The organism is Spirochaeta lutea (genome assembly GCF_000758165.1).
GTDB classification, from domain to species: domain Bacteria; phylum Spirochaetota; class Spirochaetia; order DSM-27196; family Salinispiraceae; genus Spirochaeta_D; species Spirochaeta_D lutea.
The window spans coordinates 96087-121612 of the sequence record NZ_JNUP01000072.1 but is presented as its reverse complement, the minus strand read 5'-3'; the positions used below and the strand labels follow the sequence as shown (position 1 = coordinate 121612).

The 25526-nt window shown below is 54.5% G+C and carries 16 protein-coding genes; 14 read left to right on the top strand and 2 right to left on the bottom strand.

Annotated features, from left to right (window positions below):
- Positions 1-4: 4 nt before the first annotated feature.
- Genes DC28_RS16575 through DC28_RS14205 form a run of 3 tightly spaced genes read left to right on the top strand, consistent with a single transcriptional unit; the run spans position 5 to position 4171 of the window.
- Entirely contained in the window at positions 5-451 is a 447-nt protein-coding gene (locus DC28_RS16575) for a hypothetical protein (RefSeq protein WP_037550146.1), read from the top strand.
- Positions 438-1526 (top strand): hypothetical protein, encoded by a 1089-nt coding sequence (locus DC28_RS14210; RefSeq protein ID WP_037550143.1) that lies wholly within the window; start codon positions 438-440, stop codon positions 1524-1526. Before DC28_RS16575 ends, DC28_RS14210 begins: the two co-directional genes overlap by 14 nt.
- A 2-nt stretch (positions 1527-1528) precedes the next feature.
- Positions 1529-4171 carry an ATP-dependent Clp protease ATP-binding subunit gene (locus DC28_RS14205; protein WP_081942236.1) on the top strand — a complete coding sequence of 881 codons (2643 nt, stop codon included), beginning with the start codon at positions 1529-1531 and terminating at the stop codon, positions 4169-4171.
- Between the two features lie 80 nt (positions 4172-4251).
- On the opposite strand, the gene DC28_RS14200 is transcribed toward DC28_RS14205, so the two are convergent.
- Complete coding sequence (locus DC28_RS14200) at positions 4252-5235, bottom strand: hypothetical protein (protein ID WP_037550140.1); 984 nt, start codon at positions 5233-5235, stop codon at positions 4252-4254.
- 70 nt (positions 5236-5305) lie between these two features.
- Here DC28_RS14200 and DC28_RS14195 point away from each other — a divergent pair, with 70 nt between their 5' ends.
- The 4 genes from DC28_RS14195 to DC28_RS14175 all read left to right on the top strand — a co-directional run bounded on the left by DC28_RS14195 (position 5306) and on the right by DC28_RS14175 (position 14505).
- Positions 5306-7105 (top strand): DNA topoisomerase IV subunit B, encoded by a 1800-nt coding sequence (locus DC28_RS14195; RefSeq protein WP_037550518.1) that lies wholly within the window; start codon positions 5306-5308, stop codon positions 7103-7105.
- Positions 7105-9015: a DNA topoisomerase IV subunit A gene (locus tag DC28_RS14190; protein ID WP_037550137.1), complete on the top strand. Its 1911-nt coding sequence runs from the start codon at positions 7105-7107 to the stop codon at positions 9013-9015. Before DC28_RS14195 ends, DC28_RS14190 begins: the two co-directional genes overlap by 1 nt.
- A 505-nt stretch (positions 9016-9520) precedes the next feature.
- Positions 9521-12094: a GH36-type glycosyl hydrolase domain-containing protein gene (locus tag DC28_RS14180; protein ID WP_037550131.1), complete on the top strand. Its 2574-nt coding sequence runs from the start codon at positions 9521-9523 to the stop codon at positions 12092-12094.
- Positions 12094-14505, top strand: coding sequence for a GH36-type glycosyl hydrolase domain-containing protein (locus tag DC28_RS14175; RefSeq protein WP_052078943.1), 2412 nt, complete (start codon positions 12094-12096; stop codon positions 14503-14505). Before DC28_RS14180 ends, DC28_RS14175 begins: the two co-directional genes overlap by 1 nt.
- A 14-nt stretch (positions 14506-14519) precedes the next feature.
- On the opposite strand, the gene DC28_RS14170 is transcribed toward DC28_RS14175, so the two are convergent.
- Positions 14520-15710, bottom strand: a complete 1191-nt coding sequence (locus DC28_RS14170) for an ROK family transcriptional regulator (protein ID WP_037550128.1) — start codon at positions 15708-15710, stop codon at positions 14520-14522.
- Positions 15711-15945: 235 nt separating this feature from the next.
- Between DC28_RS14170 and DC28_RS14165 the strand changes: the two genes are divergently transcribed.
- The 7 genes from DC28_RS14165 to DC28_RS14135 are packed head-to-tail and all read left to right on the top strand — an operon-like array spanning position 15946 to position 25359.
- Entirely contained in the window at positions 15946-18108 is a 2163-nt protein-coding gene (locus tag DC28_RS14165; protein WP_037550124.1) for a methyl-accepting chemotaxis protein, read from the top strand.
- A gap of 23 nt (positions 18109-18131) precedes the next feature.
- The gene (locus DC28_RS14160; RefSeq protein WP_037550122.1) at positions 18132-20156 is read left to right on the top strand and encodes a PPC domain-containing protein; all 2025 of its coding nucleotides are present in this window, start codon (positions 18132-18134) and stop codon (positions 20154-20156) included.
- 11 nt (positions 20157-20167) lie between these two features.
- Positions 20168-20917 (top strand): RluA family pseudouridine synthase, encoded by a 750-nt coding sequence (locus tag DC28_RS14155; protein ID WP_238565830.1) that lies wholly within the window; start codon positions 20168-20170, stop codon positions 20915-20917.
- Positions 20918-20929: 12 nt separating this feature from the next.
- A complete protein-coding gene (locus DC28_RS14150) occupies positions 20930-21361 on the top strand; it encodes a response regulator (protein WP_037550119.1) in 432 nt (143 codons plus the stop codon).
- 3 nt (positions 21362-21364) lie between these two features.
- The gene (locus DC28_RS14145) at positions 21365-21574 is read left to right on the top strand and encodes a hypothetical protein (protein ID WP_037550116.1); all 210 of its coding nucleotides are present in this window, start codon (positions 21365-21367) and stop codon (positions 21572-21574) included.
- A complete protein-coding gene (locus DC28_RS14140) occupies positions 21537-23117 on the top strand; it encodes a bifunctional metallophosphatase/5'-nucleotidase (protein ID WP_081942234.1) in 1581 nt (526 codons plus the stop codon). Before DC28_RS14145 ends, DC28_RS14140 begins: the two co-directional genes overlap by 38 nt.
- A complete protein-coding gene (locus tag DC28_RS14135) occupies positions 23110-25359 on the top strand; it encodes a sensor histidine kinase (RefSeq protein WP_037550111.1) in 2250 nt (749 codons plus the stop codon). Before DC28_RS14140 ends, DC28_RS14135 begins: the two co-directional genes overlap by 8 nt.
- Positions 25360-25526 lie beyond the last annotated feature (167 nt).

Genomic DNA, 25526 nt, shown 5'->3' with positions numbered 1-25526 from the left:
AACCATGAACCAAGAACACGAGAACCGGTCCCGGGTCTGCGAGCATTGTCAAGCAGCTCCGGCGGTGCGGATCATCCATATAGTTGAGGGAACAGCCCGCAGGGAGATTCATCTCTGTGAGGCCTGTAGCATCAGGGCAGGTGCCGTGCCTGAGGATAGCGCCGTTATTCCCCGGGTGGGCGATCTCTTCGGTGATCTTCTCAACCCCGAAGAGGAACAGGATCTGGATCGTCAATGTCCGGGATGCGGAACCACCCTGCTGCATCTCCGGGCGACGGGGTTGGCAGGATGCCAGGGCTGTTACCATGAATTCGGCCCCCTTATTCAGCGACTCATCCACGGGGTGGACAGGGGTTCAGTGCACCGGGGAGCCTATCCGGCCCGATTGCAGATGGTTCTGGATATTTTTAGGGCCCACGATCTGCCAGGAGACGACCATGACAGTCCTTGAGAACCAATTGCGCCGGCCCGGTGCACCCGGGGTGTGGATTTCCGGGGCGGGACCGGAGTCAGATATCGTTATTTCCACCCGTCTCCGGCTGTCGCGAAACCTGGAGGCCTATCCCTTTCCGGGTTCCATGGATCCGGAACAGCGGCGGACCTTTCTGTCTGAGATGGATATTGAACTGCGGGGTATGTTTTCCGGTATGACCTGGCAGCCCCTGGGTTCCCCAGGGCGGGAACGGGAATGGCTTGCCATGCTGGGTTGGCTTCCCAGGAAGACTGGAGCAGCGGAATCGCTTCTCCTCCGGGAGGAGGCTGGAGACGCCGGGCTGGTGGTGAACCATGTGGACCATCTGGAGCCCTTCGCCCTTGAGCCGGGGCTGCAGATCCAGGGGGCGTTTTCCCGGATTAAGGCCCTGGAATCGACCCTGGATAGCCGCTTTCGCCTCGCCGCTAACTCCCCCTTCGGTTTTTTGACAACCCGGGTGCGGGAGGCGGGGTTGGGAATGCGCTGCAGCCTTCTGCTGCATTTACCCGCAATGAGCCGTATGAGGGGATTCGAAGAGCTCCTGCCGGTGCTGCGTTCCCGGACTCTCGACTTCCGGATTTTTTCCCAGGATTTGCCCTCCGGGGTGTATAGACTCACCGGTCAGGCCCTCCATGGTCAGAAGGAGGAGGAGTTTCTGGAAATCCTTGCTGATCTAGCATTGGAATTGGTACATTATGAGAGACGGATGCGGGAAGAGTGGCATGATCAGGGAGCCCTGGAGTTTGATGACCAGGTTTGGAGATCCCTGGGAACAATTTCTCAAAGCCGTTGTATGACCTTAGCCGAGAGTTTATCCCTGCTTTCTTGGGTGCGGATGGGCTCGGGAATGCGTATTCTGGATGTTCCCCTGGGAAGGATTGGCGCGGCGTTTTTTCAAACCCAGGATGCGGTATTATCGTGGATGTCCGGGATGCCGGTGTCGGAGGGCGTCTCCGGTGCGGATGGAGAAAAACCATCGACAGGCCGGGCTAAGGTGACGATACTGGAAGAAGAGCGGTCCCGGCTGTTGCGCCGGATTTTTTCTGGAGGTTGAATATGTTTAAGGGACTCACCCAACGAGCCCAGAAGGTACTAACCATACTTGCCCAAGATGAGGCGAAACGCTTTCATAGCGATCAACTATTACCCGAGCACATTATGCTAGCCCTGCTCAAGGAAGGGGGCGGGATAGGGTATAAAGCCTTGGTGAAGTCTATGATTGACCCTTCCCGAATGCAGATAGAGCTTGAAAAGGCCATTCCGCGGAAACGCGGGGGATTCAGTTTTGGAGATGTTCCACCCTCCCCGCGGGGTAAGAAGGTCCTCGAAGACAGCTCCGAGGAGGCCAAGAGCCTTGGCCATGAGTTCATCGGAACCGAACATCTGCTGTTGGCCTGTGCCAAGGAACCCGGGGGAGAAACAAACCGTTTTCTCGAAGAGTACGATGTAAGCGTTGAAAACCTGCGGCAGATCGTCTTAGAACTCTCCGGGTCGGGTTTTGCGTCCGAGTCTGCGGGAACCTCTCCCCAGGGACGCCGCCGTAGCGGTGGAACTGCCACGGTAGGCAAACGAACCACGCCGACCCTGGATGAATTTAGCCGGGATCTAACCATGATGGCCAAGAGTAATACCCTTGATCCCGTGGTGGGCCGGGAACGGGAGATTGAGCGGGTAGTGCAGATTCTTGCCCGGCGGACCAAAAATAATCCGGTTCTTATCGGCGAGCCCGGGGTGGGTAAAACCGCTATTGTAGAGGGGCTTGCCCAGCGAATTATTGACGGCCAAGCCCCGGATGTGCTCATGGATAAGCGGGTGCTCACCCTGGATCTGGCCAGTGTTATTGCCGGAACCAAGTACCGGGGTGAGTTTGAGGAGCGCCTTAAGCGTGTAATGAAGGAAATTCAGGCAGCGGGCAACATCATCCTGTTCATCGATGAACTTCATACCATCATCGGGGCAGGGGGAGCCGAGGGTGCCATTGATGCCTCCAATATGCTCAAACCGGCCCTGAGCCGGGGAGAAATCCAGTGTATCGGCGCTACCACCCTGAACGAGTATAAGAAGTACGTAGAACGGGATGCAGCCCTGGAGCGGCGGTTTCAGACCGTTATTGTGGACGAGCCGACGGTGGAACAGACCATTCAGATTCTCCAGGGAATCAAGGACCGCTACGAGGAACACCATAATGTAAGCTATACCCCCGGCAGCATTGAGGTAGCAGCCATGCTTTCCTACCGCTACATTGCCGACCGGTTTTTACCCGACAAAGCCATTGATCTCATCGATGAGGCTGGAGCCAGGAAGCGGATTAAAAACAGCGTACGCCCCACGGAGATTCAGGATCTGGAAAAACAGATCGACTCACTGGTGCAGGAGAAGGTCACCCTGGTTAATTCCCAGAACTACGAGCGGGCTGCCGCGGTGAGGGATGAGGTGCAGAAGCTGAAAAAACGGGTGGATGAAATCAAAACCGCTTGGAAAACCACCCTGAAGACCGAAGAAAATATAGTGGATGCTGAGGATATTCAGGTGGTGATCTCGGATATTACCGGCATTCCCATGACCCGGATTGCCCAGACCGAGAGCGAAAAACTTCTGCATATCAACAAGGAGCTTGATAAGAAGATTATTGCCCAGGATGAGGCTATTTCGGTCATCGCTTCCGCTATCCGTCGGAGCCGGACCGGTCTATCCAGTCCCAACCGGCCCATGGGGTCCTTCATTTTTATGGGACCCACCGGGGTAGGGAAAACCCTGTTGGCGAAAACCTTGGCAGAATTTCTCTTCGGGAACAGCGATGCGTTAATACGGATCGATATGTCCGATTTTATGGAAAAACATAACGTCAGCCGGCTGACAGGAGCCCCTCCGGGGTATGTCGGCTATGAGGAGGGGGGACTTCTCACAGAGAAAATCCGGAGAAAACCCTATTCGGTGGTTCTCTTCGACGAGATCGAGAAGGCCCATCCCGATGTCTTTAATATCCTGCTCCAGGTTCTGGAGGAGGGTGAGCTCCAGGACAATCTGGGACACAAGGTCAGTTTTCGAAACACCATTCTTATCATGACCAGCAATGCCGGAGCCCGGGAGATTACCCGGGAGACTTCTCTGGGATTTCAGCCCATGGGGAATGTGCTTTCCTACACGGAGATAAAAAACAGCGCCTTGAACGAGCTCCGACGTCAATTTAGACCCGAGTTCATCAACCGGGTAGATGAGGTGGTGGTCTTCCAAAGCCTTACGAGGGAACATCTCACAAGTATCCTGGAAATCCATTTAGCAGAGGTGCAAAAACGGATGGCTGAACGGGAGATGATTCTGGAGGTGAGTAAAAAGGCTAAGGCCTTCCTGGTGGAAGAGGGCTACGACGTGAAGTACGGAGCCCGGCCCCTCCGGCGGACAATCCAGCGTCAGATTGAAGATCCCTTGGCCACGGAAATCCTCAAGGGCAGGTTCGGACCGGACAGCCATATTTTCGTAACCCTCCGTCAGGGGAGTATTCTCTTCCAGGAGCGGAATAAGCAGCGTAACGCCGAAGCCAAGGATGAATCGGGTTCTGCCTCGGGTTCGAGTAAACAGACGGCCAAGAAGACGGCTAAGAATTCCAGTCATCCCTCCGGCCGGGAGGATGAGGGCGGCGCTTCGGGTTCTTCATCAGATCCGGAGGTTGTATCCTCCAGCACCTCCTCGGATAGCTAGACCCGGAACGCAGAGCCGGAGACGGGATGGCATAGGAAGGGAGCTCCGAGGAGCTCAGGAAGGTTGAGAAACGGGGCGGGTCAGAATTGGCCGCCCCGTTCTTTGTATATACGCACAAACTGGAGGATGGCTCTCCGGGCATTCTCGGATATATCCAGGTACACCAGGCCTCCCGAGGCGGTGCCTCCCCCTATCCGGGGTGCCCCGGAGATGATCTGCTCAAGAAGGGTTTCTCCCCCGGTCCCGGAGATCGGAACATACAAGCGCTCAAGCCGGGTGGTGTCGTCATGGTACACCCGGCTATCCTCTACCGGAAGGCTTTCATCCCATACATCCCGGGGTCGGAGCTCAGCTATGTTCAGCGGGCTTCCCGAACGGGGGCTTGAAACCTGGAGTACCAGGTAGAGGGTTCCGGGGCCCGGGGCGGCGCGGTCGAATCGAATTTCAGGGTAGACCGTCTCTCGGGTGCCGTAGTATGCGCTCTGGTGGTAGAGGAAGGAGAGGGAACCCTGCTCTTCCTGGAAAACCGAGTCTGAGGGCGTGGCGCGGCGGTTTCGGCGGTCCGGAAGCCGGGAGGGAAAGAGCTCGGAAACCTGCTGACCCTCGGTGGAATTCGCGGCTGGCGGTGAGGTGAGTCCGGTTTCGGGCAGGGGGGTGTCCGGGGAAAGGCTTGAAACCTGGTCAATGAGAGGATCTTCCGGGGAGATCGAGCCGAGACTAAGGGCAAAACTCAGGCGTTGAAGCAGCTCCTCCAGTTTTGACGCCCTGGTACGCCAGGTGTCCCCTTCCTGGCGGGCCCGGGTTAATTCTTCCTCCAACAGGCGGTTGGCCCTGGAGCCCTCGGCGAGTTGGGCTTCCAGGTCGGTTATGGTCTCCGTTTTTTCTTGGATATCTTGTTGTAATGATTCGATTCTGGACTCCAGGAGCTGGCGGGTTTCTTCGGCCTGGGCCAACATGGTTTCATGGTCGGGGCCGGGCTCCCCAGGGGGAGGAGCATCGGATTGGGTAGTGGCGCAGCCCGTTACAATCACCATAACAAAAGCCAGAATTGGAAAGCGTTTCATAGCCTATACATCGGCCGGGGGGGTAAAAAACTATATGATGACTACACAGAAGTATGGTAGTATGTCGGCCATGGCGACATCGAAAACGGTTTACGACGAAAGTAAAATAAAGACCCTTAGTTCCCTGGAGCATATACGGTTACGCAGCGGGATGTACATCGGCCGGTTGGGCGATGGGACGAATCCTGACGACGGGATTTACATCCTGTTGAAAGAGGTGATTGATAATAGCATCGATGAGTTCATCATGGGACACGGAAACAAGATAAAGATTAGTCTTGAAGACAAGCGGATCCGTGTCCGGGACTACGGCCGCGGGATTCCCCTGGGGAAGCTGGTAGAGTGTGTTTCCATTATCAATACCGGCGCGAAGTATAATACCGAGGTATTCCAATTCAGTGTGGGGCTCAACGGGGTGGGTACCAAGGCCGTTAACGCCCTGTCGTGCTTTTTCCGGGTGGTTGCCTTCCGGGAGGGTCGTTACGCCGAGGCCGTCTTTGCCAAGGGGGTGCTTCAAAGCGAAAAAAAGGGAAAGGCGCCCAAGGAAGCGGACGGCACCTATGTGGAGTTTGAGCCGGACCCGGAGATTTTCGGCGACTACACCTACAATCGCGAATTTATAGAAGAACGCCTGTGGAACTATGCCTATTTGAATACCGGCCTTACCCTCTACCTGGGGAAGGAGGCCTTTAAAAGTGAGAACGGCCTGAGAGATCTACTCGACGGCGAGGTAGGGGAAGACGGGTTGTATGAGACGGTTCACCATAAGGACCAGCGTTTGGAGTTTGCCTTTACTCATACGGCGGGTAATTACGGCGAGAACTACTGGAGTTTCGTGAACGGTCAGTATACCAGCGACGGGGGGACCCATTTATCCGCCTTCCGGGAGGGGATTCTTAAGGGAATTAACGAATTCTATAAGAAAAACTTTACCGGGCAGGATGTCCGGGAGGGTATCGCCGGAGCGGTTAGTGTGAAACTCGAGAATCCCATCTTCGAAAGTCAGACCAAGAATAAACTGGGCAATACCGAGGTGCGTAGCTGGATCGTAGCCGAAACCCGCCAGGCTGTGGACGATTTTCTCCACAAGAACACTACTGCCAGCAAAAAACTCCTGGATAAGATTGTACAAAACGAAAAGCTCAGGAAAGAGCTGGCGGTGGTTAAAAAAGAGGCCAAAGAGGCTGCAAAAAAAATCGCCCTGAAGATTCCAAATCTCAGAGACTGTAAATTCCACTTCGGGGATAAGAAGGGCAGCGACGAGAGTACCATCTTTATTACCGAGGGACAGTCTGCCTCGGGCTCCATGGTTTCAAGCCGGGATGTCTACACCCAGGCGGTTTTCAGCCTCAGGGGTAAACCCCAGAATATGTTTGGTCGTAAACGGGCGGAGATCTACAAAAACGAAGAATTATACAACATGATGATGGCCCTCGGGATTGAGAACGATATTGAGGGCCTGCGGTACAACCGGATTGTTATTGCCACCGATGCCGACCACGACGGGTTTCATATCCGGAATCTTATGCTGACCTTCTTTCTGAGTTACTTCGAGGAACTGGTAGTGCAGGGGCACGTCTATTTGCTGGAGACCCCGTTGTTCCGGGTCCGCAATAAGAAGGAAACCCGGTACTGCTATAACCCCAAGGAGCGGGACCAGGCCATCGGTGAATTAACCAGCCCGGAGGTAACCCGGTTCAAGGGCCTGGGTGAGATCAGCCCCAAGGAGTTCGGACAGTTTATCGGTCCGGACATCCGGTTGATTAAGGTGGATATCAAGAGCCTCAAGGCGATCCATGAGACCCTGGAGTTCTTTATGGGGAAGAACACCCCAACCCGGCGCAGCTTTATTATGGAGAATTTGATTTAATGGCCTACGTAAATAACCTTTTCAATACGAATTTTCTGGAATACGCAAGCTATGTTATTAAGGACCGGGCGATTCCCCACATCGATGACGGTCTTAAACCCGTACAGCGCCGGATCTTGCATAGTCTCATAGAGATGGATGACGGCAAGTTTCATAAGGTGGCGAATGTTGTCGGCCACTGTATGAAGTACCATCCCCATGGTGATCAATCCATAAACAGCGCCTTGGTTGTTCTGGCAAACAAAGAAATTTTCATCGATAAGCAGGGAAACTTCGGGAATATCCTGACGGGGGATGAGGCCAGCGCGGCGCGGTACATCGAGTGCCGGATTCTGCCCTTCGCAAAAAAGGTGCTGCACAACCCGGAGCTAACCCAGTATGAGGACAGCTACGACGGTAGAAATAAGGAACCGGTGGTATTCCCGGCGAAGATTCCCCTCATTCTGGTTATGGGTGCTGAGGGCATCGCGGTCGGGATGTCTACCAAGATCCTTCCCCATAATCTCATTGAGGTGTTAAAGGCTGTGAAGGCTCAGCTTCAGGGCCAGGCGTTCACCCTGCTTCCGGACTTTCCTACCGGCGGAGTTCTGGATGCTTCGGGCTATGACGGAGGTATGGGAAAGGTGCTGGTGCGGGCCACCCTGGATACCTCGGATCCCAAACGCATCATCATCCGGGAACTGCCCTTCGGCACCACCACCGAGAGTCTCATCGCGAGCATCGAAAACGCTGCCCGGAAGGGAAAGCTGAAGATTGCCGGCATTAACGACTTTACCACCGACCAGGTAGAGATTGAGGTCTCCCTCGCCCGGGGTGTTTACACCCAGGAAACCGTGGATGCGCTTTACGCCTTTACCGACTGTGAGGTGAGCATCTCGGTGAACCTCCTGGTGATCCGGGATAACATGCCGGTGAGCATGAGGGTGGAGGATGTAATTGCCTACCATGCTGAAAAGCTCATGGTAATCCTGAAGAGGGAGTTGGAGCTTGAAGCGGGGCATCTGGAGGATAAACTTCACGCCAGGACCCTGGAACGTATCTTCATTGAGGAGCGGATCTACAAACGGATTGAGGAAATGGAAACCGCCGCCAAGGTCAGCCAGGCGGTTCGTACCGGATTTGAGCCTTTTATGGCGGAAATTCGGCGGCCCATTACCGATGAAGATATTGAGCGGCTCTTGAAAATCCCCATTAGGCGGATTTCTCTCTACGATATCAACAAGGCACGGAAGGAGATGGAGGAGATGGAAGGCCGGCTCAAGGAAATCCGTCATCACCTTAAACATCTCCGAGAGTATGCCCTGGGGTATCTGGACGGACTGATCCAGAGTGAAGAAAAGCGGTTTCCCCGACTAACCAAGATACAGCGGTTTGACAAGGTGGATGTCCGCGAGGCAGCTGCCCGAACCCTGAAACTGCGGTACGACGGGTCATCCGGATACCTGGGAACCGAGGTGCCGGGCGGTGATGAGTTATTCGCAGTGAATGAGTTTGACCGGCTGTTAGTAATTCGCAGTCAGGGTGATTACTCCGTGATTCCGGTTCCGCATAAAACCCATGTGGGAGCAGACATGCGGCATTGCTGTATTGCCGACAAGGACGAGCTGGGTACGTTCATCTATACCGTCGTCTACAAGAATACGGAAACCGGACACTTCTACGTTAAGCGTACCACCATCACGCAGTTTATAATTGAAAAAACCTACACCCTGCTGCCCGATGCGGCAAAATTGATAGCCTTTACCACCCAGGAGAAGGGCAGAATAATCCTCAAGTATAAGAAAAAACCGAATCTCAGGGTATTGGAAGAAGAATTCCAGATCGGGGATTTTCTCGTAAAGGGGGTCAATGCCCAAGGGGTCCGGCTCACCACCAAGGATGTATCCAGCCTTCGAATCACTAAAACCTGATCCTCCGAGCTGATTTCTCCAGGCATGTACGAAGCCCCGGGCCGTAATCCCCGGGGCTTTGTTTTTGTAGTGTGCAAAAGGTTGTAAACGACACCGGATATAGCGGTGCAATCTATAAGGCCACACATGGGTGGTGTCGCCGGGGTGCAATGTTACAACCTTTTGCGCACTATTCTTTGCTTTCTTTCCTTGGTATTCCGCGGATTGGTTTCCTTCCGTATTTTCCCTTGGTCTCACCCGTATCCTGCGCTCCGTGAAGGTCCGGCTGGAGGCCGCTGTTTATCCGGTTTATTCCGGTTCCCGGGTGAACCGGTTTATCCTCCCTCTGTGGATTAAATTAATTCGACTTTCCAATAAACTCCTTGACAATTCAGAAAACCGGTCGTAGTGTGAAACTATGTTGGTTGTTTAGTACAACCAAGAAGGGACGTGCAACCCTGCAGGCGGCCGGTGTTCCGGTCGGAGAGCCTGCGACTATAGAATAACCCCCTTAGATGGAGGACCAATGAAGTACGGTTTTTTTGATGATTCAGCGCGGGAGTATGTGATTACCACCCCCCGGACACCCTTTCCGTGGATAAATTACCTCGGAAATGATGGTTTTTTTGGATTGGTGAGCAACACCGCTGGCGGCTACAGTTTTTACCGGGATGCGACCTATCGGCGGATCACTCGGTACCGGTATAATAATATCCCCACCGATGAGGGGGGACGGTACTACTTTATTAAAGACGGCGATACGGTGTGGAATCCCGGCTGGGCACCCAGCCGAACCGAACTTGATTCCTACGAGTGCCGTCATGGTTTAGGATACACCCGGATCTCCTCTGCCAAAAACGGCATTGAGGCCCAATTAACCCTCCTGGTTCCCCTGGAAACCAAGGCGGAGGTTCATGCCCTGCGGCTTACCAATACCACTAATACTCCCCGCACCCTGGGGCTGGCCAGTTTTGCCGAGTTCGCCCTCTGGAACGCTCAGGACGATACCACCAATTTCCAGCGGAATTTATCTACCGGAGAGGTTGAGGTGGAGGTAAATGGTCAGGGTAGTGCGGTGTACCATCGCACGGAGTACCGAGAACGGCGAAATCACTACTCCTACCTCTGGGCGAATTTCCAGGCGGACAGCTTTGATACAGACCGTGCCAGTTTTGTCGGGCAGTACAATCACCTAGGAGATCCTCAAGCATTAGCAGGCCAGGGATTCGGTGAAAAGAAGTCCTCGGTGGCCAACGGCTGGTCTCCCATAGCAAGTTTACAGAAAGAGCTTACCCTCAAACCCGGGGAGAGCCGAGATTTTGTATTTGTCCTTGGATACGTGGAGGTTCCCGAAGCCGAAAAATTCGAATCGACCATTCCCGCGGGGCAGACCCTGCCCGAGGGTTTTTGGATGTCCGGGTTGGGAACTACAGACCGGCATTTGGTGAATAAGGCGCCTGCCCGAGAGGTTCAGAACCGGTTTTCCCAGGACGGTTCCGTGCAGAAGGCCTTTGACGAGCTTGCTGCATTCTGGAAGGGTCTGCTAGAGACCTATCAGGCCACCACCCCGGAAGAACAGACAAACCGGATGGTGAATATCTGGAATCAATACCAGTGTATGGTCACCTACAACCTGGCCCGGAGCGCTAGCTATTTTGAGTCGGGTATCGGCCGTGGACTCGGATTCCGGGACACCAATCAGGACCTTTTGGGATTCGTCCACCAGATTCCCCAGCGTGCCCGGGAGCGTATTCTCGATGTGGCCGCGACCCAGTTTGAGGATGGGGGCTGTTACCACCAGTTCCAGCCCCTTACCAAGAAGGGTAATAATGCCATCGGCGGCAATTTCCACGATGATCCGCTGTGGCTCATTCTTTCTGTCAGCGCCTACGTAAAAGAAACGGGAGACTGGTCTATTTTGGACGAGTCCGTACCCTTCGATCATAAGCCTGAGACGGCGGCACCCCTCTTCGACCACCTGGTACGGAGCTGGGAGCACGTTATCAACAACCGCGGTCCCCATGACCTTCCCCTCATTGGCCGAGCGGATTGGAACGATTGTCTGAATCTGAACTGTTTCTCCAAGGAGCCTAACGAGAGCTTCCAGACCACCGGAGACGGCACCGGAAAGGTTGCAGAGAGTCTCTTTATTGCAGGACTCTTCTGCTACGCGGCTCCGGAGTTGGAAGAACTTGCCAAACGCCGGGGAGACACAACCCTGGCGGATCAGGTTGCCGAGAGTCGAACGGCTATGGAAAAGGCTATCGAAGCCAGCGGTTGGGACGGTCAGTGGTTTCTCCGGGCCTACGACGCCCAGGGGAATCCGGTTGGAAGCCGTCAAAATAAAGAAGGAAAAATTTTCATCGAGTCCCAGGGAATCTGCGGAATGGCCAGGGTCGGTGCGGAATCCAAATACCCCCGTCAGGCCTTGGACAGTGTCCGGGCTTGGCTCAATACCCCCTATGGAATCGTGCTGCAACAGCCTGCCTATTCCCAGTACTACCTGGAACTCGGTGAAATCTCTACCTATCCCCCGGGTTACAAGGAGAACGCCGGAATATTCTGTCATAACAATCCATGGATCATGATTGCAGAGGCCCTGGAGGGCCGAGGTGACCGGGTATTCGAGTATTATAAGGCGATTTGTCCTGCCTACCTGGAGGATCAGAGTGAAATCCGAAAGCTGGAGCCCTATGTATACGCCCAAATGGTGGCGGGAAAAGACGCTCCGAGCCATGGTGAGGCAAAAAACTCCTGGCTTACCGGTACGGCAGCGTGGAACTTTGTGGTGGTTAGCCAGCATATTCTGGGTGTGCAGCCCCATTTCGACGGCCTGCGCTTTGCACCCATTCTGCCCAGCCATTGGAATTCCACCAGCATCAGCCGGGTTTTCCGGGGAGTACGGTACAATATTTCCGTCACCAAGGCGAAGACGTCTTGGGAATCGGGGAAGACACCTACTGGTACCCTCTGCAGTCTTACGGTGGATGGTAAGTCCCTAGCCGTTGACGATTCGGGTGAACAGTATCCCCTGCCCTGGGCACTGCTGCCCCTGGGCAAGGAAGGGCAGACCGTGGAAGTGGTTGCGGAGGTCCGATAATGAAGTTAGGTCATTTTGATGATGAAGCCCGGGAATATGTGATTACCGATCCCCGCACCCCGGTGCGGTGGATCAATTACCTGGGTGACCTTGAATTCGGCGGTTTTGTGGACCACACCGGGGGCAGTGTCCTGTGCAAACAGGATCCTGCCCTCAATAGGATCACGCGGTACATCGCCCAGCTGCCCCCGTCATCATTTAACGGAGAGACCGCTTATGTGAAGGTGATGCAGGGGGATGGATCGGTACGGATTACCAGTCCCTTTTGGGTACCTACCCTTGAGCCCCTGGAAGATATGGTTTCCTACGAGTGTAGGGTCGGACTGGGATACACCCAATGGACCCACAGGGCTCACACGGTATTAACCCGGGTACGAGCGTTTGTACCACAAGATGGCAAGGTCATGCTACGGCACTACCGGATCACAAACCAGGGTACCCAACCGGTGCAGATCCAGGTATATCCTGTGGTGGAGTTCAGCCATTTTGATGCCTTAAAGCAGTTTACCAACGCTGATTGGGTGCCCCAGACGATGCAGGCCCAGGTCCGCCAGGATAGTAAACGCCGAAAGGCCGTCTTCCAGTACGCCTTCATGAATAAAGAACGGGCCATGAACGTATTTGGCTCCTCAATTGCTCCCTCGAGTTTTGAGACCGACCGTGCCAAGTTTTTAGGAGGTGCCGGATGGGGCACCTGGCAGCACCCTGAAGGGGTTACCTCGGCCACATTAGCCGATACCCAGGCTCTCCGGGGGGATACCATCGCAGCTCTGCAGGTTGCCCTCGGCACCTTGCAGCCCGGCGAAACCCGGGAATTTGTAACGGTGCTGAGTCAGGCAGCCTCCTGGCAGGAAGGGCTCGCCGCGATTGAGACCTGGGCCGATCCCCAAAAAGCCGAGGAGGCCTTTGAGGATTTGAAGCAGTCCTGGAACCGGTACCTGGGGACTTTCCAGGTAGAAACCCCGGATCCCGCCTTCAACTCCATGGTCAATATTCATAACCCCCGACAGTGCCGGGTTACCAAGGACTGGAGCCGCTACCTATCCCTCTACCAGTTAGGGTTCGGAAGCCGGGGCATCGGATGCCGGGATACCGCCCAGGACATTCTTGCGATCACCCCCTTTGATCCCATGGAGAACAGAAGACTGCTGAGTCTACTGCTCTCTATCCAGCGCAGGGATGGATCGGCCATGCATCAGGTGAATCCCCTTTCCCTTCAGGCATCCATCGGGGATGCCGCTGAGATGGAGGATAGGCCTGACTACTACGGCGATGACCACCTATGGCTGGTGCTGGCCGCCGAGAAGTATATAAAAGAGACCGGAGACACCGGATTCCTCCAGGATACGATTCCCTTCTACGAAAAACAGAAGGGCGGCGTTCCCCAGGAAGAGGCTTCGGTTTATGAGCATCTGACCCGGGCTGTCCAGTTTACCCTGACTCACTGCGGTGAATCCGGCCTGCCGCTTCTGGGATTTGCAGACTGGAACGATACCGTGAATCTACCGACAGGTGCGGAGAGCGTGTTCATCGCCGCACTTTTGGGTAAGGCCCTCAAGGCTATGGAATGGCTTGCTTCCTATATTGGGAAGGCCGATGATGCAAAAACCTTCGCCTCCCAGCACGCCGAAATGGCAAAGGTAGTGAACACCCAGGCATGGGACGGCGAGTGGTACATCAGATACCGGGACCATCAAGGCAAGCCTATGGGCAGCTCGAAGAACCCCGCCGGAGCATTGTATGCCAATGCTCAATCTTGGCCCATCATGGCCGGATTTGTAGACCCTGAGCGGCAGCGCAGCGCCCTGAATGCAGTAAACGGCAAACTGGCCTCGGAGCACGGAATCGTCCTGAGCGCTCCCGGATACAATGGTTACGACCCGGTTATCGGAGGTGTTACCACCTATCCCCCGGGGGCAAAAGAGAACGGGGGAATATTTCTCCATGCAAATCCCTGGGTCATTATCGCCGAGGTAATAGCCGGAAACCCGGACCGGGCCTTCGATTATTACAGCCGGATCAACCCGGCTGCAAAGAATGACAGCATTGAGGTCTACGAATGTGAGCCCTACGTATTCGCGCAAAACATTCTCGGTCCCGAGCATCCCCAGTTCGGCCTAGGACGGAACAGCTGGCTTACCGGTACCTCTTCCTGGATGTACCAGGCGGCCACGGAGTACATTCTGGGAATCCGGGCAGACGGAGATGCCCTGGTTATTGATCCTGCTATTCCGAGTCACTGGCAGGGCTTTACAGCCCGGCGGGTATTCCAATCTGTGGAGTATTCCATCCGTGTAACTCGAACCGGAACCAGGAGGCTTCGTGCCGGGGGTAGAGAGCTCACCTCACCGCGGGTACCCCTCGCTCTGGCAGCAGGTTCGGGCGCCATCACGGTAGAGGTGGAAGTTTAGCGGACAATGATTGTTCAATCAGCCGCTCCGGTCTTACAGACCTCTCCTATGTATTGAAACAGTTCGATTCCGGATCGGCACGGGGCACTACAGTCCGTGCCGATCTGGGGAACTGCAAAGAGATTCTCTAATACCACCGCCCCTGCACCGTAGGCCACCGCCCATTTTCCGAAACTGGTTACCCCGACCTCAATCTTCGACTGATTCGGGTAGACCCAGTTCTCTTGAATCTCTCGGTGGAAGGCCCTGATTAGCTCATCCCGGTACTCCTCCAGGTCCCCGGCCAGACCGATCCACCCCAGATTCAGCATATTGAACAAAAACGCCCCGTTGCGGGCCAGCTCATCTAATACATGTTCATGGACTGCCGGGTCGGCCTCAAATCGTTCACCTTCATCGATGGTGGAAGCGGAAAACTGGGTATGGTGGCGGTCCCGCTTCAGAATGCTTCTAAACTCACCGGTGGTGAAGTTTTCTCCGTAGAGAATGCTTCCGTTGATCACAAAACTGAATCCTACACTCAGGGTGCGGATCGGCAAGGACTCGCTGATGCGACGGAACTCCCCGAGAATGTACATGAAACTTCGGGGCGGATCCCGTCTCGTTTTTACCATTTCGGCCCAGCAACAGCATTTCGTATCGTTTTCTATAAATACCGGTAATCCGAAGCTATCCTCGAGTTCCTGTTTAAGATTCATCGGATGTTTTATTCCCAGGGGATTCGAACGCAATACGGTTCCGTTACCTGGATCTATCAGTCCCGAAATGCCTATACCCAGGGCTATCAGGGGAATTCCTCGATTCTCCAATAAGATTTTTCTTCGCCGGATACACTGGGAAAGTGCGGGAAAAATCCCCAGGCCGTCCAGCTCCAAGGCCTCGGTATCCTGTTCCCGAATGGCGCCGGTGAGGTCCACCAGGGTGCTTCGGATGCCCTCCGTTTGGATCTCCATACCGAGAATAAACCCGTAGTCCGGATTCATACTCAAATTCACCGCCTTACGTCCCCCGGCCGGCCCGGAATCCCGGAGGCTGGTTTCTACAATGATACCCTGCTCCATGAGGTTGCTGACAATTTTGGTAACAGTGGATTTATCCAGATCAAGTATACGGGCAATTTCTATTCGGCTGATAGGCGCCTGTTCCCAAAGGACCCGGAGAACCCGGTTGATGGTAATGTTACTGGTAGCGGCTGTGGGAGGCATGGCGGCTCCTGACGGTAAACTGGTTGTGCCAACTGTATTAGTCATTCGCAATTGACATGCCAGGTAATTGGAAATGAGTTTCTTCACAGGCTCTTGAACACTGGGTTTGCATGAACCTCGGTTAGTTGTAACAATAAACTATAACCGGCTCTGTGGTCAAAGGGCGGGCTTCAGGTGTGTCAAAGATTACCCATGGAGTAAATGCAATGTACTATACTAGCCAACGAGGTACGGTATGAAATTAACAACACGGTTTTTTTTAATTGTTCTGGTACTACCCATGGTAATTCTCTTGGTGAGCACGGTGATCAGTGTCCGACAGCAGCAGGGTATCATCTCCAGTCTCATTGAGGATATTCAACAACGAACGGTTGCAGAGGCAGGGAATGCTGTTGCTGCTGAAATCAGCCGCTTAGAAGGGAGGCTGTTCGCCATGGCCCGTCTGCCCCAGGTTCGGCGGGTGATCGGATCCTTTCCGGGGGTATACGACCAGGAACTCTTTGAGGCGGTACCCGGATACCTTGACTACCGAGAAACCCTTCAGGCCTTCGTTGATGATGGAGTGAGTCTGGCCTACACCGTGTCTGCCGTCAACGGCACCCTGGGGCTCAATTCATGGATCCAGCTCCCCGAGGATTATGACGGCAGACAGAATGATTATTATACCCAGCCGGTTGCCCTGAATCGGGTTTATCTCACCGATCCCTACCTGAATCCCGAAGGGGTAGAGAATACCGACCCCACAGCGGTTACCATTTCTAGACCCGTCCGGTCCGCGTCCGGAGAACTTTTGGGGGTGGCAGCCTTCGATATCGGACTCAACCCGGTGGTTCAAATCATCAGCCAAATCGCCCAGGAAAACCAAGCGAATATCAGCCTGTACACCAGCTCGGGCCTGTATATCAGCCATCCAACCCTGGATACCACGACGGAGTTGCAATCCGTTTTGCAACAGCTTGAGCGGGAGGAGATACAAGATCCCCAGGCGGCCTTTGCGCAACTCATTGAACCCGGGGAGCACGCCTTCACCATTCAGGCTGGGGGAGAAGCATATCTCTATGTTACCGGCCAGGTGCCCGGAACCAATTGGCGGATTGCCGCAAGTCTGCGGGAAGCGGATGTTTTCGGTCCCCTCACGGCGCAAATCCTGGGTCTCAACAGTCTCACTGCCCTGGTCCTTCTCGGCGTGCTTGTTATTGTACTCATTACCCTCCAGCGCACTGTGGTAGCAAACATTCTCAGGGCCTCGGGGCGGCTCAATGAGATAGCATCCGGAGACGGCGACCTGACCCAGCGGATTATGATTTCCCGGAAGGACGAGATCGGAGTTCTGGCTAGCAACTTCAATAAATTCGTAGATACCCTGGGCGGAATCATCACCCAGATTAAGGAGAATCTCCAGGAAGGTACCCGGGTACGCCAAGAACTGACCGCATCTACCGAGGAAACCACCTCAGCGATGAACCAGATTGCAGCCAATGTGGCATCCATAAAAGAGCAGATCCGGAGCCTGGACCGGGCGATTGAGATAAACACCGGGGCGGTACATTCCATGAGCGAAGAGGCAAGGCTCGTCACGGAACAACTGGATGAACAGGGTTCCATGGTGGAAGAGTCCACCGCATCGGTGAACCAGATGCTATCCAGCCTGGAATCCGTGGCGTCCATAACCCGGCAGCGCCGGGAAATAACCACCCAACTGGCGGAGAATTCCCAGGCAGCCAACGAGCAGTTGGACATGACCAACGACATTTTCAAAACCGGGGTGGCCGCTAATATTGATCAAATAAAGGAGATGGTAGAAACTATTCAGGGAATTGCCAGCCAAACGAATCTTCTGGCCATGAATGCTGCCATTGAAGCAGCCCATGCCGGTGAGGCTGGTAAGGGATTCGCCGTGGTATCCGACGAAATTCGGAAATTGGCCGAGAATTCCGCCGAGAGTTCAAATACCATTTCGACCACCATCGGTCTGATTATCGAGAATATCGAAAAGACCGGGCAGATGGTAAATCAGGTTTCGGAGTATTTTTCTACGGTAATCCGGGAGGTCAACGAGACGGTGAATGCCTTCTCTGAGATTGAGTCTTCTACCATGGAGCTTACCGAGGGGGGACGGCAGATTCTCCAGGCAATGACGGCTCTGCAGGAGGCCTCTCTCAAAATAAAACAGGGTGCCCAGGGAATGACCGGGAGTATCCAGGAAATAACCAGAAATCAGGAGCAGATCACCCATTCCTCCAGTGAATCATCCAATGGTATGAGCGAAATAACCATTGGAGTACAGGAGATCAATGAGGCGATGAATCATATTCAAACCCTGAACACTAATCTCAGCGGGGTCATTGACACCCTGGGACAGCTTGTTCATACCTTTAAAACAGAAACGGACCGCTAACCGGGCCGGTTCGGAGGGACTAGATGAAGATTTTTCAACGAAATACCGGGCTTGGGATCATAGCCGGCCTGCTGGTCATGTGGCCGGCCCTGGTCGGTGCACAAGCTCAAGAGTTGGTGAGAGAAAACGTGGTTCTTGAGGCGGGATTAAGGACCCCAACCCGGGTTCAGTTCCAGGTTGAATCTCCAGGGCTGCTTCTATTCGATGCCGGGAGCATTGATCTACAGCCCATACTCAGCCTAGAAGGCCCAGGGGGATTTTCTGCCCAAGCGGAAGAGAGTCAAGGGAGGAGTCAGGGATTGGTATATGCCCCCCAGGGGGATTACCGGCTGCTAATCGAGTCCGCTGACAGACAGGGCTCGCCGCCCCGGGAGGTACAAGTCCGGGTGACCCTTCTGCAACCCGAAAACCGCCTGGGAATGGGCGAGGGGGTAGAGGGCCGGCTTACGCCGGATTCATTTATGCTTCCGGGATCAAACCGATCTGAATGGTACCTGGTTGAGATCCCTGAAACCGGCACCGCTGTCATTAGTATGCATAGCTCCGATGTGGATACCCTGCTGACCGTCTACTATCCCGATGGAAGGATAGACAGCAACGATGACTACGGTTCAGGCACGGATTCCCGAATTACCCTGAGGGGTGAGCCGGGGGTGTCGGTGCTCCTGGGGGCAAGCGCTCTCTTCGGGGAGGAGGGAGCCTATAGCCTAGATGCTCGGATACCCGAGCCGCCCCCGGCTCTCCGGCTTGGAGAGCTTCTTCGTGGACAGGTCTTTTCCTCGGGCAGCGGCGATGAGCTGCGCTATGAATTCACCGCGCCGAAAAGCGGGTATTACCGGTTTAGCCTATCCAGCTCGGATTTTGATACCCTCCTCGAGGCTTCATTAGCCGGCGGTACCCGGTTATCCGATGATGATGGAGGAGAGGGCAGTAACTCAATGCTAACCGTACCCCTGGATGAGGGAGAAAACGCAGAAATCATCGTAAAATCCTACTCCGGTTCGGGGTCCTTTGAGCTGGTTACCGCTCTTATTCCCGATCCCCCGGCCTTGGAACTCGGTACTGCAGTTTCCGGCGAACTTTCTCCGGGGGGGATAAACCGCTACTCTTTCCGGGGGAGGGCGGGTCAACTCGTTTCCGTTCAGCTGGTGAGCCAGGATTTTGATACCCTGCTGTTCGTCACCACCCCCGAGGGAACATCAATTGAGAACGATGATGCCTCCCAGCCCCGGGGCGGCTCGTCTGCCTGGGATTATGTTTCGAGGGTGGAGTACCAATTCACCGGTGATGCTCCCCTGTTCATTGAGGTACGGGGATACTCCCAGGAGGATTCAGGAGCCTACGAACTCCTGGTTACAGAGCTGGATTCCGATTCAATTGTCCCCTACCGGGAGGGTGCACGCCTCGAATTAGGAGAACCGGTCACGTCCTTTTTATCCGCCATGGGTATTGAGGCTTCCTCGGATGATTGGTACGGGGAATCCCGGGTCGGCCAGGTGTATACCATCGGCTTGACAGAAGGCAGGGCCTATCAGATCACCCTGGAGTCTGATAGCTTCGATACCTTCCTTCAGATAGACGGTCCGCAAGGGGAGGCTTGGGAGAACGATGACGGTCCCGAGGATACCAACTCATTATTAGTGCTTACGGCGCCCGCCTCCGGGCAGTACCGGCTTACTGCCTCCAGCTATTCCGGTGATGCCCAGGGAATATACACCTTGAAGGTTGAGGAGTTTGAACTTGGTGAATTAGTGCTGGATCAGCGGGGTGCTATCGGCGCGGCCCAGGTGGAGCAGGAATATGTCCTGACCGTATCCCAACCCGGAACTGTCCGGATTAACCTTCAAAGTCAGGATTTTGATACGAGGTTGAGTCTTTTGGATCCCCGGGGGATTATTATGGCCGAGGATGATGATGGCGGGAGCGGTACTGATTCCATGATTGTGCATGATCTCAACGAGCCTGGCATATACACCATTCGGGTGATGTCCTTCAGTTCCGATGCTGCGGGCGAGTTTCATCTCCAGGTTTACCGGAAGGATCTCTAGGCTTGGGAGGTGTGAAGGATCTGCGGCAGGGTGAGACTCCCCCCTTAGCCCAACGGATTTTATACGAAGATAACCATCTCCTGATTGTGAACAAGACCTGCTCGGAATTAGTGCAGGGAGACAAGACCGGAGATGTCTCACTCTTGGAGAACCTCAAGGAGTTTATAAAGGTTCGGGACCACAAACCGGGGAATGTATTTCTCGGCCTGGTTCACCGCCTGGATAGACCCACCAGCGGATGTGTTGTATACGCTAAAACATCCAAGGCCCTCTCCCGATTGACGGAGAGCTTTCGAGACCGGAGTGTACAAAAACACTACTGGGCCATTACTGATATCCAAGCTACGGAGGTATTGGGTGAGGGGGGAGAGATGTCGGATTGGCTCCGGCGCAATCCCAAGGTCAATAAAAGCGTCACCGTACCCCAGGGAACCCGGGGGGCGAAGCATGGGGTGTTGCGGTACTCCCTAGGGCTGCGCCTGGATCGCTATGCCCTCTGGGAGGTTCAGCTGGAAACCGGACGGCATCACCAGATTCGCGTGCAGTTCGCTGCCCGGGGGTTTCCTCTCCGGGGGGATCTGAAATACGGGGCGGCCCGGAGTATTCCTGGAGGGGGCATAGCCCTCCATGCGCGGTACCTCTCTGTACCCCATCCCACGGGCCAGCGGGAAGTTCAGGTCTGGGCTGATCCCCGGCAGGTTCAAGGGGATACCCTTTGGGTTCAGGTCGGAGAATTACTTGAAAATCTATCCGCCGGGTAATACACTTTCTCTATGACAAAAGTATTAATAGTTGACGATCTGGAGTCTAACCGGTACGTCTTAAAGACCCTCTTTAAACTTTTTGGTCCGAAGGCTGACATCTCGGTTCTGGAGGCGAGTTCCGGTGTGACGTCGGTGGAGATTATCCGCAATGAGAAACCGGATCTCATTCTCATGGATATTAAGATGGAGCGGGAGGACTCAGGCATTGAGGTTGTAAAGCTGATCCGCAGCATTCCCGAGTTTCGGGATACACCGATTTGGGCGGTAACCGCTCAGGCCATGGCTGCCCATGACGGTAATGACAGTGATCGTGACCGCTGTTTAAAAGCCGGGTTTACCAAGTATATAACAAAGCCTATAAATCAAGCCGAAATGATTCAGGATATCTCCAGAACCCTGGGGGTTGCTATTCCCGATCGGCTCCGGGAACGGTTAGGATAGCCTATGGCCGATTCAGAACAATTCTATAAAGCCGAGGCGGATTTCCTGCTTCGTGAGAACATGAATAAGCTAAAGGGACTCATAGATCTGTTAGGCTTAGGCGTCATGGAGACCATGACCGAGCAGGAGCGGGCGGAGTTTATAAAAAAAATTCAGCACAATATGGACAGTCTCTATGAAAAACTTGAAGCCAGCATCACCAAGCCTCAGTAATGTAGCTTCCTGGAAGCTGGGACTGCCGGGTGTGCTGCTCATCCTCATATCGGGACTGCTCCTGGTTTCCGGTTGTTCCTCCCAGGATTCGGAACCAGTGGTACGGTGGATCGGCATCCACTCTCTCAAGGGGGGCCTGTTTCCCGAGGAGGTCGGGGATGAGAAACGGGGAGGACTGAGTCTCATTTCCGGTTACATTCGGCAGTATGATGATCCCCTGGTATTCGCCACCAACGGAACTATTCATGGCAGTCCCCATGCCTACCTATCCAAGGGACAGATTATCATTGAGGGTCTCAATTCCATGGGGTTGGATGCCCTGTTTGTCGACTCCCGGGAGCTTTACTTTGGCGCCCGGCGCTTATCGGATCTCGCCGTCATTGCAAACTTCCCCCTGGTTGCTTCAAATATTGTTATTTCAGAGACCGGAGAGATTCCCCCGTACCTGGAGCCCTATTTTTACCATGAGCAGTCTGCAACCCTCTTTGTTGGACTGGGGAGTCCCCTGTTGGAGGAGAGAAATCTGCCGGAAAATATCCGGGGTCTGGGGCTTATACCTCTGGAGCAGGCAGTCACCGGCGCAATTGAGACGGCCCGGAATAGGTCCTTGCCCTTCAAACATGTAGTGGTTATGGCTGTGGGGTATAAGGCGGACCGCCAGAGCACGAATCAGTTCATCGATGAGGCTATTCGGATTCCTGAGGTTTCCATGCTGGTCATAGGGAACCGTGATCTCCAGGCACCGACCCTCCAGCGCCTTACCCGGAACGGTCGGACGAAACATCTGCTGATGGTTGATGATACCATATTTGATGGTGCGAAAACCGTGGATTACCTGGAGGTGCATCAGGATTTCTCACGGGTGTCCCAGGAGCACTTGCCGGTACGGTCTAGGGTAATCGAACCGGATCCGGTGATCGGCGAGGCGATTTTTCGTTCCTCCGCTGCGGTGGAAGAGCTCCTGCGCGATCAAATCACCCTAAGTTCTGAGCGGATAAGCCATAATCCCCGGGGTGAAAGTCCCTTAGCCAATGTTATTTTGGATGCATGCCGGTCGTATTGGAACACTGATGTTGCCTTGATTAACAGCGGTGCGGTTCGCGGTTCCCTTGGGCCGGGAGCCGTGACCCTGGCGGACCTGTATGCCAGTTTGCCCTTTGAAGGAACGGTGGTTTTGCTGGGAATGACGGGCCGGGAGTTAATTCAGGTGCTGCAGAAAAGCGGAGAGTTCTGGGGCGACCCCCAGCGGGAGAACGGCTTTCTCCAGGTTTCTGGTCTGCAGGTGGCGTACCAGCGTACCGGCTCCCATCTGCTGCTCGACAGTCAGGATGTCCGGGTAGGGGGCCGGCCGGTGGATCCCCACCGAGAGTATACCGTGGCGGTGGAGCGGTATCTCTATGCCGGCGGGGATGGGTACACCAATTTTCGGGATGCACGGTTGATTTCCGATACCATGGTATCCAGCTTATCGGTGATGCTTCAGCATCTGCGGAATATGGCATCTCTTGATTCGGCGGTCGACGGGAGAATCACCATTGAGTAACCATAGTTACGGATCCACCCGCACCCCCCTCATGCTCAAAATCGGTATGATCATCACCCTGGTAATGATAGTGCCGACCATTGCCTTGATCACCTTCCTCTCCAACCAGGCCTTAGGGGTTTCTCAGACGCGGTTGCTTGAGAGCCTTAACTACGGTAAGAAGACCCTGGAGGCAAACCTGGGCTACAAGCTCCAGCAGCTTAGGGGCACCGCTATCCGCCTGAGTGGTGATCCCTACTTTTTAGCAGCGGTAAACGAGCCCAACTCCCAGCCCGCACCGGTGGATGTGGCGCCCAGTGTGGGGGTGCAGATGTGGAGTCGCGACCAAAGCCTGGTCTATAACCGGCCGATCAGGGCCATGAATCCCTTTGTATCCGGCTTAGTGAGCTTTGAATCTGTGCTTGAGGGAAGGACCCAGGTTGTCCATGTGAGCGAAGAGGGCTTACTGGTTTTTCAGTTTCTGGTGTTGAACAGGGGAGAAGCAGCGGCGAATACAGGGGGGCTGACGGAGAACGGGGGGGCTCTGGTTCTTGGGTTGCATACCCGGATCAGCCATGAGGTGTTTGATATTGTTACCTTCTCTCTGGGGCAGGAGACCTCCATCTACCGCGTTCCTGGAACGGTGCTTGAAGAATTGGAAACCACCCCGCAATCGGTACTGTGGAACCGCTACGGCAGCCAGGGCCGGATACCCTCAGAGCTAGTGTTTACCACCCGGTTCGATTCCTACGGACGTCGGCTGGAACGGCTTCCTGCTACTATACCCTGGTTCGCCGGGCTACCATCTTCTCAGCAATCCGACCTTCGGGTTGATGCTGTCCAGGAAGAGGTGCTGGAGGGGGTAGAACAGTACAGTGTCTATGCTCCACTGCCCATAGGAGAACCCGGGGAGTATGTGGGGCATATTAGTATCCCTAAGAGCAGATTCCGTAGCTCCGAAGGGCCGAACTACCTTTGGATTGTGGCAGCCGCTGTACTGTTTCTCATTATTATTATGACGGTGCTCATTGCCCGGTTTCTTATTCGTCCCGTGGTAGATCTCTCCGACGGGGTGGAAAATCTCCGGCGCCATCTCCGGGAGCAGGGACCGCTCCTACAGATCGGGATAAAAAGTGATGATGAAATTGGGGATCTTTCCCGGAGTTTTAATCAACTCGGCGCTGAACTGAAGGCAAGTTTTTCTCAAATTCGATCCCAACGGGAGGAAATTCTCAACTACGCCCAGACCCTGGAAGAACGGGTTCAGGAACGTACCAGGGAGCTGGAAGAGGCGCGGATTCGGGCGGAAATCGCTAACACCCATAAATCACGGTTCCTGGTTAACATGAACCACGAGCTGCGGACCCCCCTCAACTCCATTAGCGGAATAACCGACCTTCTGCGCTTTGGTGCCTACGATAAAACGGAGGACCTTATCCATGCTCTGGAGCAGTATTTGGAATTGCATCAAAGCCCCGATGACGATCCCCTCTCTCCGGAAGAAGCCAGGGCACTAGACCATTTGGATGCGTATCTCGGCCACCTGATTCTACGCGGAAACGGCATCGCCGCCTTTGTATCCTATCTGGAGGACGCCCTGCCAGCCCTCCCGGACTATCCCCAATTGACGGAACGGGTTAAGCAGCTCTTAGCCGAACAGGACCGGAGCTACCTAAAGGCATACTCGACCATCAGGGAGGCCGGGGAGGTTCTCATAAATATTATTGATGAGGTAATAAATCTGTCCCGCATCGAGTCGGGAGTGATTGAGATATCCAAGGGGCCCCAGCGGTTAAGCGAGATTATCAATTATGCCCTGGTTCATAGCGAGAGCTACGCCCGGAGTAAGGGGAAGATCAATACCCTGTCTATCGTGAAAACCATCCATCCAGACTGCCCGGAAGATATTATGGCGGATGGCCAGAAGGTAAAGCAGGTACTGCTTAATCTGATGACCAACGGTGTGAAGTACACCAACCAAGGGCGGGTCGACCTGGAGGTAAAGCCGGGGAACAGTGGGCGGGAGCTCGTTTTTTCGGTTCGGGACACGGGGATCGGAATCGCCGACTCGGATAAAAAGGTGATTTTCACAGAGTTCGGCCGGGCGTTCGCGGTGCGGGATATCGAGGGTACGGGTCTCGGATTAGCCCTTTCTAAAAAACTGGTCGTTGCCCATGGCGGCAAGATTGGGTTTGAGAGCGAGCTGGGTTCGGGCAGTGTATTCTGGTTTACCCTTCCCCTGGAGAATCCAGGGCAGAACTAATTCTACCGTCCCCGAGGATGGCGGCCCGGAGAGTACCCGGCACCCCCCAATTCCGGGGCTGTTCTTTTGCTGGGATGCCACTATTCATCTTCCGCCTGGGACCGGGCATGAATGCCCCTGGATTGACTTTTCCGGTATAGTTCCCTACATTTTCCTTCCAAGAGGAG